The sequence below is a fragment of the Fibrobacter succinogenes subsp. succinogenes S85 genome (assembly GCF_000146505.1).
Taxonomy (GTDB): Bacteria; Fibrobacterota; Fibrobacteria; order Fibrobacterales; family Fibrobacteraceae; genus Fibrobacter; species Fibrobacter succinogenes.
Genome location: NC_017448.1, coordinates 3447372 through 3464230, shown reverse-complemented (window position 1 = coordinate 3464230; position 16859 = coordinate 3447372). Strand labels below are relative to the sequence as shown.

Genomic DNA, 16859 nt, shown 5'->3' with positions numbered 1-16859 from the left:
AAAAAATATCGTTACTTTTCCGCATCGAGTTCGCTATACGCTTTTGCGGAATTTGCGCGAACTTCATCAGCATTGCTATCCTGTTGCTGCACGACAGGTTCAGAACTAGCACACCCAAGAAGGGCGATAAAAGAAAGGCAAGATAAAAGCTTGAGTAATTTCATAACTTAAAATATAGAATTTTCAACGAAAAAAGACCCGCCCCAATCGGAGCAGGTCTCTTAATGCCTTTCAGCTTGTTGCCAGAATTAGTTGGCAGCCGGAGCAGCAGCGGCAGCGGCGTCAGCAGCCGGAGCAGCAGCAGCGTCCTTCTTCTTGGACTTAGAAGAAATCGTGAAGATAACGGTGCGCGGGCCAGAAGCGAGCGTAACGTTTTCCGGGAGCTTGAAATCCTTAGCGTAGAAGGTCACGTTCGTTTCGAAGTTGGAGATATCCAATTCGAGAACAGACGGGATGCTTGCCGGCTTAGCAGCGAGCATGAGATAACGAGCTTCCTGAGAGAAGAGACCGCCCTGAGTCTTCACGCCAACCGGGAGACCGGAAAGCTTGACCGGGATGCGAACCTTAACGAATTCGTCATCAGCGATCTTGATGAAGTCAACGTGCGTGATCTTCTGGGTGAGAGCGTCCTTCTGGACACTGTAGACGAGAGCCGGATTGCCAGCCTTGCCATCGATTTCGAGGTCAAGAAGCGTGTAACGCTTGCCCGGAGCAAGAACCTTGCGCAAGTCGATTTCGCTGACGCTGATGTTCTTAGCTTCGATACCCTTACCATAATAGACGGCCGGAATCTGACCAGCCTTACGCAAACGGGCGTTGTCGCGGTTTGCACCTAGCACTCTCGAGGCAGCTTTGAGCGTTGTGAGTTCCATTGTGTTATCTCCATTAGATAAAAAAATTCATTGGGGTAGCAGGATTCGAACCTACGAATAACGGAATCAAAATCCGTTGTCTTACCACTTGACGATACCCCAATGGTGCGACAAAGATAGTAAAAAAGTCCCTTTTGTCAAAGACAAACGTGCAAAAAAAGAGCTGAAAAAAGTCATTTTTCGCACATTTTGACAAAAAAGCGGCACTACCTATGCCAGAATTTGGTGACGGTCTGGTAGCGGGAAATCGGCTTCAGAGCGGCGGCAGCCTTTTCTGCAAGTTCCTTGGTCTTGAAAATTCCGAAAACGGAAGCCCCGGATCCCGACATCAAAGCAACATCAGCCCCCAGTTCAATGAACTTTTGCTTCATTTCGGCGACAAGCGGGTGCGTCGGGAACACGGAGATTTCAAACGCATTGAAGCAAAGATCCGGATTGACCAACAGCACAAACGTGTCGTTGGCAGAAACAGGCTCTGCAACAGGCTCACCACACAACGCGACCCGCACCTGAGATTTCCACGCCGCCTTGTACTGTTCCCAACGGTCTGGGCCAGACTTCGGGACCCCCGCATAGGCATCCTTCGTCGGCACAGAATCAAGCGGAGTCGCAATGAGGAGTGCAGCCCCTTCCGGGAGGTCGAGCGGTTCCACAAACGTCAAACGTTCACCGATACCTTCAGCAAAGGCGGTTCCGCCTCGAACGAGGAACGGCACATCAGCACCAAGACGGGCACCGATGGATTCCAAAGTTTCGAACGGGAGGTTCAAGTTCCACAAGCGATTGAGCAAACGGAGCGTCGCGGCGGCATCGGCACTTCCACCACCAAGTCCTGCCCCCAACGGCATCACCTTCGTGAGGTGGATGTCCGCACCAAGGTTGCACTTTGCAAATTCCTTGAGCGCTTTCGCAGCCTTGAACACGAGGTCGGATTCCAGCGGATAGTTCTGCGGTTCGTTGTACGTCAGGTGGAGTTCGCCATCTTCGCGAAGTGTCGCTTCGACCGTATCGCCAGCGTCAATAGTCTGGAAGACCGTTCCCAAATCGTGATAACCGTCTTCACGCTTGCGGATTACATCTAAAAACAAATTGATTTTTGCAGGAGCGTATTCTTTCATGACCACAAACCTAGCAAAAAAATTTTTAGTCCACCTTGAGGACCATCATTGTAAGGTCATCAAAGGGATCTGTTCCTTCAGAGAATACATTCACGTCATCCGAGATTTCCCTCAAGAATTTTTCACCGCCACGAATTTCAATGGAATTTAATTTTTCTAAAAGCCGTTCTTCGCCGTAAAGTTCAGAGGACGCATTGTGAGCCTCGGTAAGACCATCGGTATAGAGGAACAAACAATCCCCGCTTTCAAGCTGAATTTCGGCTTCTTTATATTGCGTAGTGTCAAAACCGGCAAGGAACACACCATGGCGTTGCCTTAGGAACTCGAACTTGCCGTCTTTTTTGGCAAAGCACACGGCATTATGCCCTGCATTGGTGCATTTCATGATTTTGGTTTTAGTATCGAGAATACCAATCCAGGCGGTCGCAAACATTTCTTCGGCATTGTTTTCGCACAAGAGGCGGTTCACATCATTGAAGATTTCCGCCGTAGAAAGCTTCATGGAAGCATGGTCACGGATCATGGTCTTCACCACCATCATGAACAACGCCGCAGGAACGCCCTTGCCCGAAACATCGGCAATGACAAAGCAAACATGAGTATCATCAATTTCAAAGAAATCATAGAAATCCCCACCCACTTCTTTTGCTGTAGTCATGGATGCAGAAACACAGACCTCAGGGTGCGTCGGCAAGGCATTTTCTACCGCAGGAAGGGCTGCCAACTGGATATTTGTAGCGACAGCCAAATCCGATTCTACGGCAGCAATTTTTTCACGATTTTTAACAAATCGATCCGTATTCACGTACGTCGTAAAGAATACAAAGCCTATCGCCCAAGAAAGACTTGTTATCAAATAATTTCCATCATTTCTAAAAATATAGGTCTGAAAAGCCTGGACACACACTGTCAATACAGCAAATATCAACAGGTTTCTTGCATAAACCACTTTCTCTTTTTTCTTTTTTCGATGCATTATCACATAGTAAATTGCTAGCAAAATTGAAAATAACATATAAAGAAAATATACAGGGACAAGAAAGAAGTCAAACAATTCCTTATACTGAATTGATCCGCCCTCATCAACGGAATACACTAAACCAGTCCAAGGCGTTGTGAGGCACAAAAGAAGAGTCAAAATAGTAGGTGTTACAAAAAATAAAGCATTCAATTTTTTTGGATTAAAATTCAGTTCAAAACGTTCCAGGCTGAACAGCGTAAACATCGATACAGCAATCATCAAACAGACGGAGTAAACATCAGCACAAATATAGCTCAGCACTCGAAAATTCGCATTTCCATCTACATAGTGCCAAATCCATTCAAATATAGACAATACGATTGTCGTCACAAGGACAATAGAAAGTTTATCTTTAATACTTATTTTATACAGAGCTATATTGTTATACAGCAAGAATAAAAGCAACAATATTGAAAACAGGGACAATTCAGCAAAAATGGTTTCCGTAATGCCATATTGAATCATACTCGCACCTCGTTGTTTACCTTGAATGTATTCCGGTTATAGCTCATGGTCGTCAAGTATTTTTTATTTTCCTTCAATTTTTCCATATAGCCCGAAACCATAAATTCAACAATTGACCCGGCGATGACATCGTCACTGGACAAATCGAACAATATACCGTCATCCTTGGTTATAATCTGTACGCCCGTTTCGCGAATAATAACAGTACACTCTGCATAGACCGCTTTGTCGGCACCATTTTTTTCATAAATCAGCATATAAATGTCTTCTATCAATAACTTCACCTTTGAGACGATCTTACGGTCAACCCCATTTTCACAAAGGAACTTTTCTGCCTGCTGCTGAGTTTTAACAATTGATGCCGGGTCCAGTTTCAACTCGTAAAATTTATGTTTGAAGCCTTTCAGCTTATCCGCAAGCAGCAATGGATAATTTTCGGCTCCATAACGAATGCGGATATATAGAACCGATATCACATAAGCCAACACTGGGCTAACGGCGATACCGGCAAACATTCCATACACCCCAAAGAAATACCCCAAAAACACACAGACCGGAGTCACCACAAGTACATCCCGGAGCGCACTCATCATAAATCCAAGTTTAATCTTGTCTATGAGCAAATAGTAAGAGCTCAACAGGTATAACAAGCTCAAGAATACAAGCCCCAGAACTTCAATTCGAGCACCACCAACCGCATAAGAAAACATCAACGGATCAGAGATATCATAAAGTTTCACAACATAGGGCGCCAACAAAAGCAGCAACAGCGTCAACGCAAGACCTTCGACAACAGCTGTTTTTTGAGAAAGGCGATAACATTTTTTGACGGCATCATAGGATTCTTCGCCCAAGTAGATATTCATCAACGGAGAAAATGACTCCCCCACACCATCAAATAAGACCTGTATCTCTTTTATAAAAAGGACTATAGCACCAAGCACAAGCATTTCGGGACCATAAGCGAAGGTGATAAAACGGTTCATCACAGCAATGTAAAACGCCAAAAAAAGATAGGAGCCCGCATCAACCGCGCTATATTTTACAACATCGATAAGCCACCTAAACGAGAAGTAAAAGCCAAGCTTTAGCGAATTGCCTTGACGAAGAAGATGTGCAAAAGAAACGAGTATCGCCGCAACGGTTCCAATAAACGAGCCAAGTCCAATTCCCGCAATACCGATAAATTTTACAAGAACAATTGAGCAGACGATGTTCCCTACAATCTGCACGATTCCTGAAACCATTGACAATGTTTCATCGCCATCGGCAAGGACCATCACATACATCAGAGTATAAAGCGGCAACAGTAAAAAAGTAAACTTGTACCAAAAGAAATAATCCTTTGCCGCACCGAAAACAATTGAAGACGGTTCATAAAAGCGAAGATAAGCATCCCCGATTACCATAAAGGTGACAAACAGAATTACTCCCATCAAGAGAGACATAAATAAACCAAACGCAAAACAACGATCGGCCTTTTTCTTGTCAAACTCTCCCATGGCCCGGTTATAAATAATGGGGACACCCAAGGCAACCAGACATCCCCAAAAACCAGCCAACGAATAAGCTGGGACAACTAGGCAAATGGCAGCAACGGCATCTTCACCGAGCATTACACCAGCAATCATCGAGTCTGAAAGGGTCAGCACCGTAATAACGAGTTGACCAATTGTACTCGATAGCAAGAGCGAAAAAAACTTTCTTGAAAGAAATGTCTTGAACATTGCTTCTGTTACAAAATTCCAAACGCCACATCTAGCCCGGTCGCTTCGAGAACGTCCTTAAAATTCGGGCCCACATTTTCTAGTCGCATATTGCCCTGATTCTTTTTCAAAGTCTTGAAAGAAGAAAGCAACACGCGGATTCCTGCCGACGAAACAAAGTCGCACTCCTTGAAATCAAAAACAAGGGACTTTATCTTTTCGAGATGCGGAGCAAGGTATGTCGAAAGCTCTGGAGCCGTCACCGCATTCAACTCCCCCGAAAGTTCTACTTTCAATTCATCGCCATTTAAGTTTGACCTGATTTCCATTACATCTCCTTCAGTAGTTTTTCACAATTTTGAACGAATATCTCGGCAAATTTTTCCATGCTTTCTGGTTTATACAACGCACCATTGTAATCAAAAAGAGCCTCAAAAGTTTCAGGACTTTCAATAATTTCTAAATCCAGCGGACTTTCGCAGGCTGTAGGATACTTATCCGAAAAGATTCCCTCCACACCACTTATAATTCCATCTATAACACGATAATCATAAACATCGTTTTGGAATATGACCGTTGCAGCCCCGTTTTTTCGCATAAACCATTCGTCCAAGCAATACGAAAGGCTCGCATGATTTATCCCTTCTTCAATCTGTTTTTGTGCATTTTCCAAATACACGCGAGGGCTTTTTTCTTTTTCCATCGAAAAAGCAATAGGAATCTCGCGAATAAGAACGCCTACCGAATTCATGGATTCTACATCGTTCCTGCCGTTCCAAACCCAACCGAACCGAACTAATTTGGAATTGTTGTACTGGCAAACCGACAACGCAAAAGCGGCACAATAAAACGCATTCTCTCCTATTTTTATTTTTTCGCAGAATTCTTTCACTTCATTTTTTGAGAACGGAAAGGGCTTTGCGATTTGACCATCTACATTTTCTTTCAAATCAAAATCAACCCTTGGAATGGCGTCATAATTCTCTTTTCTGTAGCGGGATATAAAGAATTCCCTATCTTCTTCAAATGTCATTGAGTTTCTCAGTTCGTAATCCTTTTGAAGAAGCGGATAAAAATAATCCTTGGAGGGTTCATCTCCATGGTAAACACGGGAGAGATCTTTCAAAAAATGCTGTAACGAAAGGCCATCACAAACAGTATGATAAACACATAAAAGAAGAAATTTTTCGTTTTTTGAACGGACAAGGCGACATCTGAAAAGAGGAGAGCCGTCTAAATTGAACGGGCGGGAAATTTCTTCTTCGGCAATCTTCAGTTCTCTGGCATTCATTTCCTCAACAGGAATTTCGTGGGAATTGTCTGCGGGTTTTCGAATATAAAACTCGGGTCCCCGTTTTTCAATGACACTGGACAAAACAGGACGGGCCGCAATTTCCTTTGAAAGGGCGGCAGAAAACTTATCCAAACCAATTTCGTCCGAAAGTTTAAACTTATAGGCAAGATTCAACATTGTTGTTCCTGGATGCTTGAAATCAAGATTCAGGAAATTCAGTTGCATCTCGTTTACAGGAACGCCCTTTCTTTCAAGCACACCACTCAAAAAAGCAGGAACTTTTTGAAAATGATTTTCTGCTTTTTGCCTTTGAACAAGTTCTGCAATTTTACGCGGAGTTCGTCCGCCATAGACAAACTTAAAAGAAAATGATTCTACAACATCGCGGCTTTCTGATACAAGTTCCATTGCGCGTATAGAGTCTCCGCCTAAAAAGAAAAAGTCGTCATCGATTCCTATTTTGCGGTCTACATCAAGGACTTTCTCAAAAAGGTCGCATATTTTTTTCTGCAATTCATTTTCCGGTACAACGTAGCACAAGTCTTCAGGATTATCCGGTTCTTTTAGGGCTAGCTTGTCCACCTTGCCATTCGCATTGAAAGGAATTTCATCCAGCTTGACAAAAAACGAGGGAATCATAAATATCGGAAGATAAGATTCCAATTTTTTAGCGGCTTCGGCAACATCTATTTCTTTTTCATCTTTATAATAAAGTCCGAGCCTTACTAAGCCGTTTTTTGCAAAAGCCTTTACAACGCAGAATTCAAGCGACAATGCCGATTTTGCGGCTGATTCAATCTCGGAAGGATCAACTCGGTTCCCGTTGATTTTCACCATATTGTCGATGCGACCTAGAATGGTGTATTTTCCGTCAGAGTCTTTTTTGGCGTAATCGGATGTTTTAAAATAATTTTTCCCATTATGCAAAATGAACTGGTCTTTTTCGGAATCCTTATTGTACCTTCTGAAAAACGGAAGCGCAATACAGAAAACACCCTCGTCCGCTTCGTTTCCATCTTCGTCAATCAAGACAATATCTGAATTGCAGGTGGCATAACCAATGGGCGTATTGCGGTAGCTTTTATCCAGCGTAAAAAGGCATGAGGTGTACCCAAATTCACTTGAGCCGTAAATATTGACTATATCAAACTCAGGAGAATAAATATCAGAAACAATTTCACCGCCTGTAAAACCCGCCCTAAGCGTAAAGCCAGGCATTTTCAGCATCGCCCTTAAGAAATGCGGAGTCATAAAGGTCGTGTCAATTCCGTTTATTGCAAAATACCGAGCAAGGTCTTTTATATCCCTAAGAAAATTAAAAGACAGAACATGGACTGTATTTCCGACAAACAATTCACCCATGGTAATATAGACGCCGCCCACATAACTTTCAGGAATCACATGCGCAAACCGGGATGGCGGATTGGAATATGGTTCCATGAACCCACAGCATCCTTCAATCAAATTTTTATAAATTCCGTATTCCTGGGCCAAGCCCTTGGGTTTTCCTGTACTGCCCGAGGTGTAAATGTAAAAGGCAAGATCATGAGGCTTAGCTGTTTTTATTTCGGCACAGGGAACTTCCTTCATCGCCTCTTCCCAGTATTGCATGGTGAATTCGAGTTTGCAATTACAGTCTTTCTTGACAAAGGCAATACGTTCAACCCCCATCATATCTTCTAGCGAGACCCAGGCAGCCCCCGCCATAATGACTCCCACACGAATAGCCATGTATTCCATTCCGCGCGGGACATGGATTGCAACCGAATCTTCACTCCCAATCCCTTTTTTACGAAGGTAGGCGTTCACCTTCTTGCTGTTTTCATAGAATTGCCGATATGTCGTATTCCGTTCGCCGTCATGGTCGACAACGGCAATTCGTTCAGAAAAGAGGTCTAACTTATCAAAATAAGCGGAAAGACTTTTTATTTCTTTTTGTTCTGAAAACAACTTTTTCACCTTCTTACGGAAAACAATCCCAACTTCAAATATAACCCATAACATTACAAAAAATAAAAAAAGCAACTCCCATAGAGTTGCTTTTTCATTTAAAACAATTTTCAGGGAAGCCTAGCCGAATCTTCCGGAACGTTCGAGCTGCATAAGTTCGTCCATTCCGATAAGCATGGCACGCGGTTTCGAGTTGCCCTTGCTCGGGCCGCACACGCCAAGGCCATAAAGCTGGTCCACAATCTTCCCCGCACGGCTGTACCCCACGCTAAAGTGGCGCTGTACCGCAGAGGTCGAAAGACCGTTCACGCTAATAGCCCATTGCGCAACTTCAAACAAGAGCTTGTCAAGTTTTTCGTTTTTGAGAGATCCACCGCCTTCTTCATCGCCTTCTTCGCCGCCCGAGACATCGAACGATTCCACCTGCGGGTAGAACACATTCTGATCAGAGCAGGCGTCGGCCAAGCGTTCGGCTTCTTCGTCGCTGAGGAATGCACCGTGTACGCGCACCGGATCAGGATCGTTCACGGCCTTGTAAAGCATGTCACCACGGCCAAGGAGCTTTTCGGCACCGGCATGGTCCATCACCGTGCGGGCGTCAATCTGAGATGCCACCTTGAAGCTAATACGAGTCGGCAAGTTCGCTTTGATGATACCCGTAATGACCTTCACAGACGGGCGCTGCGTGGCAAGCACCAAGTGGATGCCCACGGCACGAGCCTTAGCCGCCAAGCGAGCCACAGACTTTTCGATTTCCTTGCCCGCAACCATCATGAGGTCCGCCATTTCGTCGATAATCACAACGATAAACGCCATGCGGTGGCCACGATCTTCTTCAGGAACTTCATCCGGCAATTCACCCGCTTCGAACTTTGCGTTAAAGCCACCGATGTTACGCACCTTTGCAGATGCCAAAACTTCAGTACGGCGGTCCATCTCGTAGCAGAGCCACTGGAGCGCCTGGATAGCAATTTCGGGCTTCGTGATGACAGGCGCCAAGAGGTGCGGGATGTTTTCGTACATCTTGAGTTCCACCGCCTTCGGGTCCACAAGAATCATGCGGAGTTCGTCAGGAGTCTTGCTGAAAAGCATCGATGCCATGAGCGCGTTAATGCAAACAGACTTACCGGAACCCGTCTGACCGGCAATCAGCAAGTGCGGTGCCTTTGCCAAGTCCATCGTAAACGATTCACCCGTGATGTCCTTCCCTAGCGCCACGAGAATCTTGTCATGCGCGGGCTTGAACTTTTCGCTCATGAACACATCGCGGCAGAACACTGTCTGGAACTTGCGATTCGGGATTTCCACACCCACTGCAGCCTTGCCAGGAATCGGCGCCAAGATGCGAATGGACGAGACCTTGAGCGGGAGCGCCAAGTCTTCTTGCAATGCCGAGAAGCGGCTCACCTTCACGCCCGGGCCCGGTTCCACTTCAAAACGAGTAATCATCGGGCCCGTTTCGCAACCAATTACACGACCCTTGACCTTGAAGTTTTCAAGCTTTTCTTCGAGCATCTTACCGATGGCATTAAGCTCTTCTTCGGTGTAATCCGCAGTCTGCGCTTCGTGCGTGTCAAGAATCTTTGCGATTTCAGGAATCTTGTATTCGTCGTAAGACGCCGTCGGAGCCACAGGAATCGGAGCAGAATGAACAGCCGGTTTAGATGCCGGGCGCGCATTTCCACCAAAATCAGATCCAAAGGTCGGGTCCTCGCCCACTTCATCAGCACCGACAACTACCGGAGCAAACGTTTCGTCATCATCAACCGCCGGGCTTCCCGGGAAATCTTCTACGTAGGCGCCATCGCCGCCCAAAAGCTCTTCGGCATGGATAGCCGCGCGAGTTTCCACAGAATCCGAAAGCGTTGCGTCACAGACAATCGTATTGGCACTTGTCGAAGATTTCACTTCACCACCCGAAGGCTTTGCCACCCTCGGAGTTGTTACGGTCATCGGCTTAGTAGATTTCGGCGAAACATTTCCGCCAGCATTACCAGCAATAGCTGCCCCAACAGTTTCAGAGCCCGCCGTACGGCGCACATCGCCCTTCACCTGCATACGACCCTTATGGCCCTTTTCCCAGTCAATCAAATCGCGAGCACGGCGAAGCGCACCGATGCGTTCCTTGATTTCCAGAATCTGGAGTGCATTCATGTGGCGTTCGTTCAAGCGGAGTTCTTCTTCCAAACGACGAATTTCCGGATCCTCGTAGGCACCATCTTCGTCCGCACCGCCAAGCGTTGCCCCCGCAGATGCGTTCGCAACATTCGCAACCGGCGCATTCGCCGCCACATTTTCAGGCACCGCGTTACCCGGAACATTCCCCGCCGCATACTGAGGCAAACCAAACGAGTCGCCCACCTGCGTCTGCATTTCCGAACGATTCACATCCAAATCGTCCGTAAGCCAGTTATGGCGAGCGTTAAACGGTTCGACCTTCCCACGCCTGCGCATCTTCACGGAATCCGGGACAAAAATCATCGTCTCGTCTTCCATCACCACGCCACGGCGGAGCGTCTTTTTCTCAGCAGCTTTCTTCTCGGGATTGACATCAGGGAAATCAAGCGTTTCAATCTCAACCTTGCCCAACGAACGGCGCTGTCCAAAAACACCACACACGTAACGCATCGTCTGCGGAATAAACCTAAAATGCCTCGGACGCACGCCAAACGAAAGCACTAAAATCATCGCAAGCGCCACCAAAAGCAAAATCAATGGAGCCACATACGAAGTACGCCCGAAAACAGGAATCGCCAAGTTCTGCAAGAAGAACTGACCTAAAACGCCCCCATTCATCGAAATCGCATCATTCGTCACCCCCCTCACGCCAAAATTCTTGAGCGACATCAGGAATGACAAATCCACGACGAGCAAGCTCGCCCCCACTGCAAAACGCAACAATTTCGGTCGAAGCGACGCAATAGCAATAAAAAGCCCCCACAGGACAAGAGCCGCCGTAAACACAACCACAGCGACACGCCCAAACAGGAACGTCATAAATTCCGGGAACATTGCACCAAAATAATCCCCAAGCCAGTTACCTTTCGCGCCTGCGATAGAGAGTGTCACGCACCCAAGCAAAAGCACAATACCGGCCAGCATCACAAAATAGCCGACCATCATCGTCACAAAATACGAATCAGGCACCTGATTTTCGGCCTTCGGTTCTACTTTAGGCTTTTTTGTTTTCTTAACAGTTTTTTTCTTTTGTGCAGCCAAAAACTCGCTCCTCTATTTTCCTCTGTAAATATAATCTTTTATAGTTCCTTATTTTATTACAAAAAATGACACTTTTCGCTCAATTATTATCTTTTTCATGTCATGGCACAGAAAAATTCAAAAAACAAAAAGAAACTTTTTTTCGGGAGCGCATTTTCAGCACTCGCCGTATTGCTCACTCTCATCTTCGGTAACTCGCAAAACAACTATATCGCAGAATCGGCAGAAAATATATTCTACGACCAATTTTTCAAGTGGACAACCGAAGTCATTGACTCCACCGGTGAAAAAGACGGCGTCATCATGGAGAGTACGCCCTACAACGACCAGAACATCATCATCGCCGATATTGACGAAAAGTCGCTGTTAAAGTTCGGACACTACTATAACTGGGACAGATCCATCCACGCCAAGGTTATCGAGAACTTGGGAGAGGGTGGCGCTGCGGCAATCGCATTTGATATTCTGTTCAAGGATGCCGACTTCGGAAAAAGAAAGGGAGAACAGTGCCAGGAAATTCTAAAGCAGCTTGACCCCGACACAAGCCATGTCAAATTGTTCACCCAAATCCATTCCTATTACAACTACGACTCCATGCTCGTAGAAGCGACGCGAAACTCCAACATCTGCATCGTCAGTTTTTTGCTGAACGACACCACGCACTACAGGAACAAAAGCGACTGGTACAACCTCAGCACCTGGGAACGCGCCAAAGAAGTCGGCTTTTCATCAACGTTTGAGTTGAACCAGGCCGACAAGCCACAGGAAATTGAATCAAGACCACTGCTTGACAACGTTTTCCCAGAACTCGCCAATGCCGGGACTCGCGTTGGCGCTGTAAACGCCTATCCAGACAATGATGGCACCATACGCAGAATCAACCTTTTGTACAAGTTCCCGCGCGTCAAGGAAGACAAACTTGCTCCGCAGCGCATTTACGGTGCGCTCTCGCTGATGACCATTTTGCACCTGTTCCACAAGGATCCGAAAGACATCCAAATTAAAATGGGAAAGTACATCGACATCGGCAAGCCCTTCGGCATTTACCGAGACTCTGTAGGCGAATACCACACGACTTTCCCGAATTTCACCTACCCCATGTTCCTCTCGCTACGAGATAAAATGAAACAAATCAAGGAAAGCGGGGTACAAAAAGCAAGCCAGGTTGAAACTTCATACAAGACTAGCGTTAGCCGTAACAATGACGGACAAATCGTTTTCAACATTTTCGTCGAAGAAAATCAGCACCTGAGTGCAACGCTTTCTAACGTTCTACGAAAGCTTCCCGAAAACATCTTTGACAAACTCAAAACTAGCGAATCCGTCGAACTGGATAGCGGTTTTACCATGACCAAAAGCGACGAGACCGAAGGCGTTTACGTCATCAAGAATGAAGACGATGATGAAAACTATATTACGCCCAGCGTTCTCAAGACCATCCACTTAAACGAATACGCCTATAAGGACCTGAAAATAGGAGAACACAAGCACCTCTCCCGCAGCATGGACATCAGCTACGACAAGGCCAAAAACAAATGGTCCGCCTCCATCCACTTTTTCACAAACCAGATTCTGCAAGATATCTCTAACGCAAGCGACCAACAAATTGCAAGCATCAAGCCCGGCGAAGAATTGCGTTTCGGCCCGTACAAGAGAATTCCCATCAATGACCACGGGCGATTCCTAATCAAGTACAAAGGCCGTTTCAACGATCTCAAGCCAGAAACAAGAGCGTTCAAGCACATTTCGTACTACGACATTTACAGAGACCACAAGAATCTTGACCAATATGCCGGGAAAACGGTCATTCTCGGGTCTTCTGTTTCGGCGCTTTTCGATATTGTGAACGGTCCGCACGAAGAAAACATCCCCGCCATCCTCGTCCACGCAAACATCATCAAGAACGTCCTTGAGGACGACTACATGACAATCCTCAATGAAAATTACCAGCGCATCGCAGTCATTGTGCTAGCCATCATTTGCATGCTCATCGGGGTTTATTTCAGGAGTTTTGTTTCGCTAATTTTGACAATCGGCATAGCCGTTCTATACACGCTCTTCGCCTACATTTGTTTCAAGCACAATATTTATATCGGCGTTTCCAAGCAACTCCTCGCCATTATCACACCGAACATCATTGCAATGGTCGTTCAGGCGTACTTCGAAAACAAAGAAAAGAAATTCATCGAAAGTTCCTTCAAACAATACATCTCGCCAGAACTGATTGATGAAATGGTGGCAGAAGGTAACATGCCGGAACTCGGCGGCGAAGAATCCAACATCACGGCCTACTTCACCGACATCCAGGGATTTTCGACATTCTCCGAAAAAATCGGAAGCGCAAGCAAGCTCGTTGAACTTTTGAACGAATACCTGACCGCAATGACCGACGTCTTGACGACCAAGAACAAAGGAACGCTTGACAAGTACGAAGGCGATGCCATTATCGCATTCTTTGGCGCCCCGATGAAATACGACGACCACGCCAGACGCGCTTGCAACACGGCACTTGACATGCAAAGCGAGCTTTTAAGGTTACGCAAAAAGTGGTTCAGCGAAGGCAATAAATGGCCGGATGTCGTTCACAACATGCACATGCGAATCGGTATCAACACAGGTAATATCGTGACCGGAAACATGGGTTCTACCATGCGCAAGAACTACACCATGATGGGCGATGAAGTGAACCTTGCCGCACGACTTGAAAGTGCTGCCAAGCAATACGGGGCGTACATTCACGTCTGCAAGAACACCATTGACCAGCTTACCGAACAGAATATCAATAACCAGTACATTTACCGTTCGCTCGACATTATCCGCGTTGTCGGCAAGGACGAACCGGTCGAAACGTTTGAACTGCTCGCTTACGCAAGCGACGCCAACGCACTCGTTTTAAAAAAGCTCTGCGAACTCTGGAAAGAGGCCCGAGCCGCTTACCTCGATATGCAATGGGACAAGGCTATTGCGCTATTCACGCAATGTCTGGATTTCGAGCCGCACCTGCCTGAACGCGATCCGGGCAGCAAGACATGCCCAAGCCAGGTCTACATCAAGCGCTGCATGGCCTATAAACAAAATCCGCCCGCTCACGCAGGCGAAAAATGGGACGGAATCTTTACCGCTACGGAGAAGTAGTTGGCAGAACTTAGTTGGCAGAACTTAGAAGATACAATGTCTAAGTTCTAAGTTCTAATTAAGCTCGATATTGTCGATAAGGCGGGTCTTTCCGAAGAAGGCGGCAACAAGAATCACCGCCTTTTCATCGGCAGCAAGCACGCCATTGCACTTCTGCAAGTTCTTTTGGCTCGCGACTTCCACATACTGCACTGCACCGCGAGCAGCCACAATCGACTTCACGACGATATCGCGAATCTTAGTGACGCAACGTTCGCCTGCGGCATAAGCATCATGAGCGGCCTTCAAGCCGTTGTAGATGCCGAGAGCCTGAGCGCGTTCTTCGTCCGTCAAGTATTCGTTACGGCTAGAGCGGGCAAGGCCGCTTTCTTCACGCACAATCTTCACGCGATGAATCTTGATATTAAAGTTCAAGTCCTTCACCATTCTTTCGATCAAGAAAACCTGCTGGTAATCCTTTTCGCCAAAGTAGGCGTCGTTTGCACCAGAAATGAGGAACAGCTTGGAAACAACCGTCAAGACGCCACGGAAATGTCCCGGACGGTAAGCGCCGCAGTACATGCCTTCGAGAGCTTCATCACGGACAAGCGTCATCGGGTCGCCATCGGGGTACATTTCTTCAACGGACGGGGCAAAAACGAAATCGGCACCAATGGATTCAGCAAGCTTCGCATCAGCTTCCAGGCGCTTCGGATACTTGTCCAGGTCTTCGTTTTTACCAAACTGGATCGGGTTCAGAAATACACTTACAACAGTCACATCGCATTCGCTCACGGATGCCTTGATAAGAGCGCCATGACCTTCATGGAGAGCCCCCATCGTTGGAACGAGACCGATTCTTTTCCCTTCCTTCGCAAGAGGAGCAAGCGTTTGACGTAGGGAATCGATAGACTTAATTATCTGCATGATTAGTTACCTTCTGGAACAAAATAAGTCGTTTGACTCGGGCAGGACGCAATCGCGTTCAGCACAATTTGCAAATGGCTTTCGTTATGGACAAAATCGATATTATCAGTATTGATTATGAGCACAGGAGCGTCGGTATAATGCCAAAAATGATGGTCATAACGGTCCTGCAAGTCGCTCAGGTAGTTGCCGTCAATGGACTTTTCCATGGCACGGCCACGGCCCCTGATGCGTTGTAAAAGTGTAGAGACGCTTGCCTGTAAATAGACAACGTAATCCGGCTTGCGGATATCATGGACCAAGGCGTTCGACACCTGGTCGTACATCGTCATTTCATTTTCCGTGAGGTTCTGCGAAGCAAAGATGCGGTCTTTGTCAAACGTATAGTCGCTCACCAACAAATCGTGGAAGAGGTCGCTCTGCAAGGCAGAATTCTGAAGCTGCTTAAAGCGGTCTAGCAAAAAGAAAAGCTGCGTCTGGAAAGCGTATGCCGCACGATTCTCATAGAACTTCGGGAGGAACGGGTTTTCGGCAAAGTTCTCTTCGATGAACATTGCGTTCCAGCGTTCACTAATGGCTCGGCAAAGCGATGTCTTTCCTACGCCAATGACGCCTTCGATCGCCATAAAATGAATGTTCTTGTCAGCAAGCATCAGGGTTCCTCCCCTTCAATGACGCGGAACGGAATCTTTTCTTCTTTCGCGAGCAAATCCGAAAGCAAGTCCTTCACGGTCTTGTTCGTCTTCGGGTCCACCCAGTCCGGAGCGATGTCGCAAAGAGGCACGAGAACGAACTGGCGGTTGTAAATCTGCGAATGAGGAATCGTCGGGCGCCCTTCACAAACTTCACGTCCAAAGAACAGCAAATCTAAATCCACTTCTCTGGAATTCCAGTGACCGCGGTCCTTGCGCCCAAGAATAAGCTCGGAGCCTTTTAAATAATAGAGTAGCTTTATCGGATCACCATCGTACCAGAAGCTCACAACCTGGTTAAAATATGGCCCCTGCCCCTCCGGTCCGACTGGAGGAGTCTCGTAAATCGGGCTTTCGACCCAGCCACCCGCGCTCACGCGGTGAAGCATGTCCCTCCCGGCTTTCAAGTGGGCCGATCGGTCTGGAAGATTGCTTCCGAGTGCTATATATACTCTATTTAAAGAATCCACGCCACAAATAT

Annotated in this window: 12 protein-coding genes and 1 tRNA gene; 1 reads left to right on the top strand and 12 read right to left on the bottom strand. The window is 46.6% G+C overall.

Annotation, left to right across the window (positions count from 1 at the left end; translation table 11 throughout):
* Positions 1-11 precede the first annotated feature (11 nt).
* The 9 genes from FSU_RS16365 to FSU_RS14215 all read right to left on the bottom strand — a co-directional run bounded on the left by FSU_RS16365 (position 12) and on the right by FSU_RS14215 (position 11645).
* Positions 12-164: a hypothetical protein gene (locus FSU_RS16365; RefSeq protein ID WP_015732304.1), complete on the bottom strand. Its 153-nt coding sequence runs from the start codon at positions 162-164 to the stop codon at positions 12-14.
* A gap of 84 nt (positions 165-248) precedes the next feature.
* The gene (locus tag FSU_RS14250) at positions 249-872 is read right to left on the bottom strand and encodes a 50S ribosomal protein L25 (protein ID WP_014547056.1); all 624 of its coding nucleotides are present in this window, start codon (positions 870-872) and stop codon (positions 249-251) included.
* A gap of 30 nt (positions 873-902) precedes the next feature.
* Positions 903-974: transfer RNA gene (locus FSU_RS14245), tRNA-Gln, on the bottom strand.
* Positions 975-1078: 104 nt separating this feature from the next.
* Positions 1079-1990: a 4-(cytidine 5'-diphospho)-2-C-methyl-D-erythritol kinase gene (gene ispE, locus FSU_RS14240; protein ID WP_014547055.1), complete on the bottom strand. Its 912-nt coding sequence runs from the start codon at positions 1988-1990 to the stop codon at positions 1079-1081.
* Between the two features lie 25 nt (positions 1991-2015).
* Positions 2016-3476: a PP2C family protein-serine/threonine phosphatase gene (locus FSU_RS14235; RefSeq protein WP_014547054.1), complete on the bottom strand. Its 1461-nt coding sequence runs from the start codon at positions 3474-3476 to the stop codon at positions 2016-2018.
* On the bottom strand, positions 3473-5203 hold the full coding sequence (locus FSU_RS14230; RefSeq protein WP_014547053.1) for an MATE family efflux transporter: 1731 nt from the start codon (positions 5201-5203) through the stop codon (positions 3473-3475). The genes FSU_RS14235 and FSU_RS14230 overlap by 4 nt, the downstream gene beginning before the upstream one ends.
* Before the next feature lie 8 nt (positions 5204-5211).
* Positions 5212-5511, bottom strand: a complete 300-nt coding sequence (locus tag FSU_RS14225) for an STAS domain-containing protein (protein ID WP_014547052.1) — start codon at positions 5509-5511, stop codon at positions 5212-5214.
* The gene (locus FSU_RS14220) at positions 5511-8435 is read right to left on the bottom strand and encodes an AMP-binding protein (protein WP_167530846.1); all 2925 of its coding nucleotides are present in this window, start codon (positions 8433-8435) and stop codon (positions 5511-5513) included. The genes FSU_RS14225 and FSU_RS14220 overlap by 1 nt, the downstream gene beginning before the upstream one ends.
* Positions 8436-8546: 111 nt before the next feature.
* Positions 8547-11645 (bottom strand): FtsK/SpoIIIE family DNA translocase, encoded by a 3099-nt coding sequence (locus FSU_RS14215; RefSeq protein WP_014547050.1) that lies wholly within the window; start codon positions 11643-11645, stop codon positions 8547-8549.
* Positions 11646-11816: 171 nt separating this feature from the next.
* On the opposite strand from FSU_RS14215, the gene FSU_RS14210 reads away from it, so the two are divergent.
* On the top strand, positions 11817-14780 hold the full coding sequence (locus FSU_RS14210; protein WP_244263658.1) for a CHASE2 domain-containing protein: 2964 nt from the start codon (positions 11817-11819) through the stop codon (positions 14778-14780).
* A 54-nt stretch (positions 14781-14834) separates the two neighbouring features.
* Here the strand turns inward: FSU_RS14210 and panC are convergent, their stop codons facing one another.
* The 3 genes from panC to folK are packed head-to-tail and all read right to left on the bottom strand — an operon-like array spanning position 14835 to position 16848.
* On the bottom strand, positions 14835-15686 hold the full coding sequence (panC, locus tag FSU_RS14205) for a pantoate--beta-alanine ligase (RefSeq protein WP_014547048.1): 852 nt from the start codon (positions 15684-15686) through the stop codon (positions 14835-14837).
* A 2-nt stretch (positions 15687-15688) separates the two neighbouring features.
* The gene (locus tag FSU_RS14200) at positions 15689-16339 is read right to left on the bottom strand and encodes a deoxynucleoside kinase (protein ID WP_015732301.1); all 651 of its coding nucleotides are present in this window, start codon (positions 16337-16339) and stop codon (positions 15689-15691) included.
* Complete coding sequence (gene folK, locus FSU_RS14195; RefSeq protein WP_014547047.1) at positions 16339-16848, bottom strand: 2-amino-4-hydroxy-6-hydroxymethyldihydropteridine diphosphokinase; 510 nt, start codon at positions 16846-16848, stop codon at positions 16339-16341. The genes FSU_RS14200 and folK overlap by 1 nt, the downstream gene beginning before the upstream one ends.
* Positions 16849-16859 lie beyond the last annotated feature (11 nt).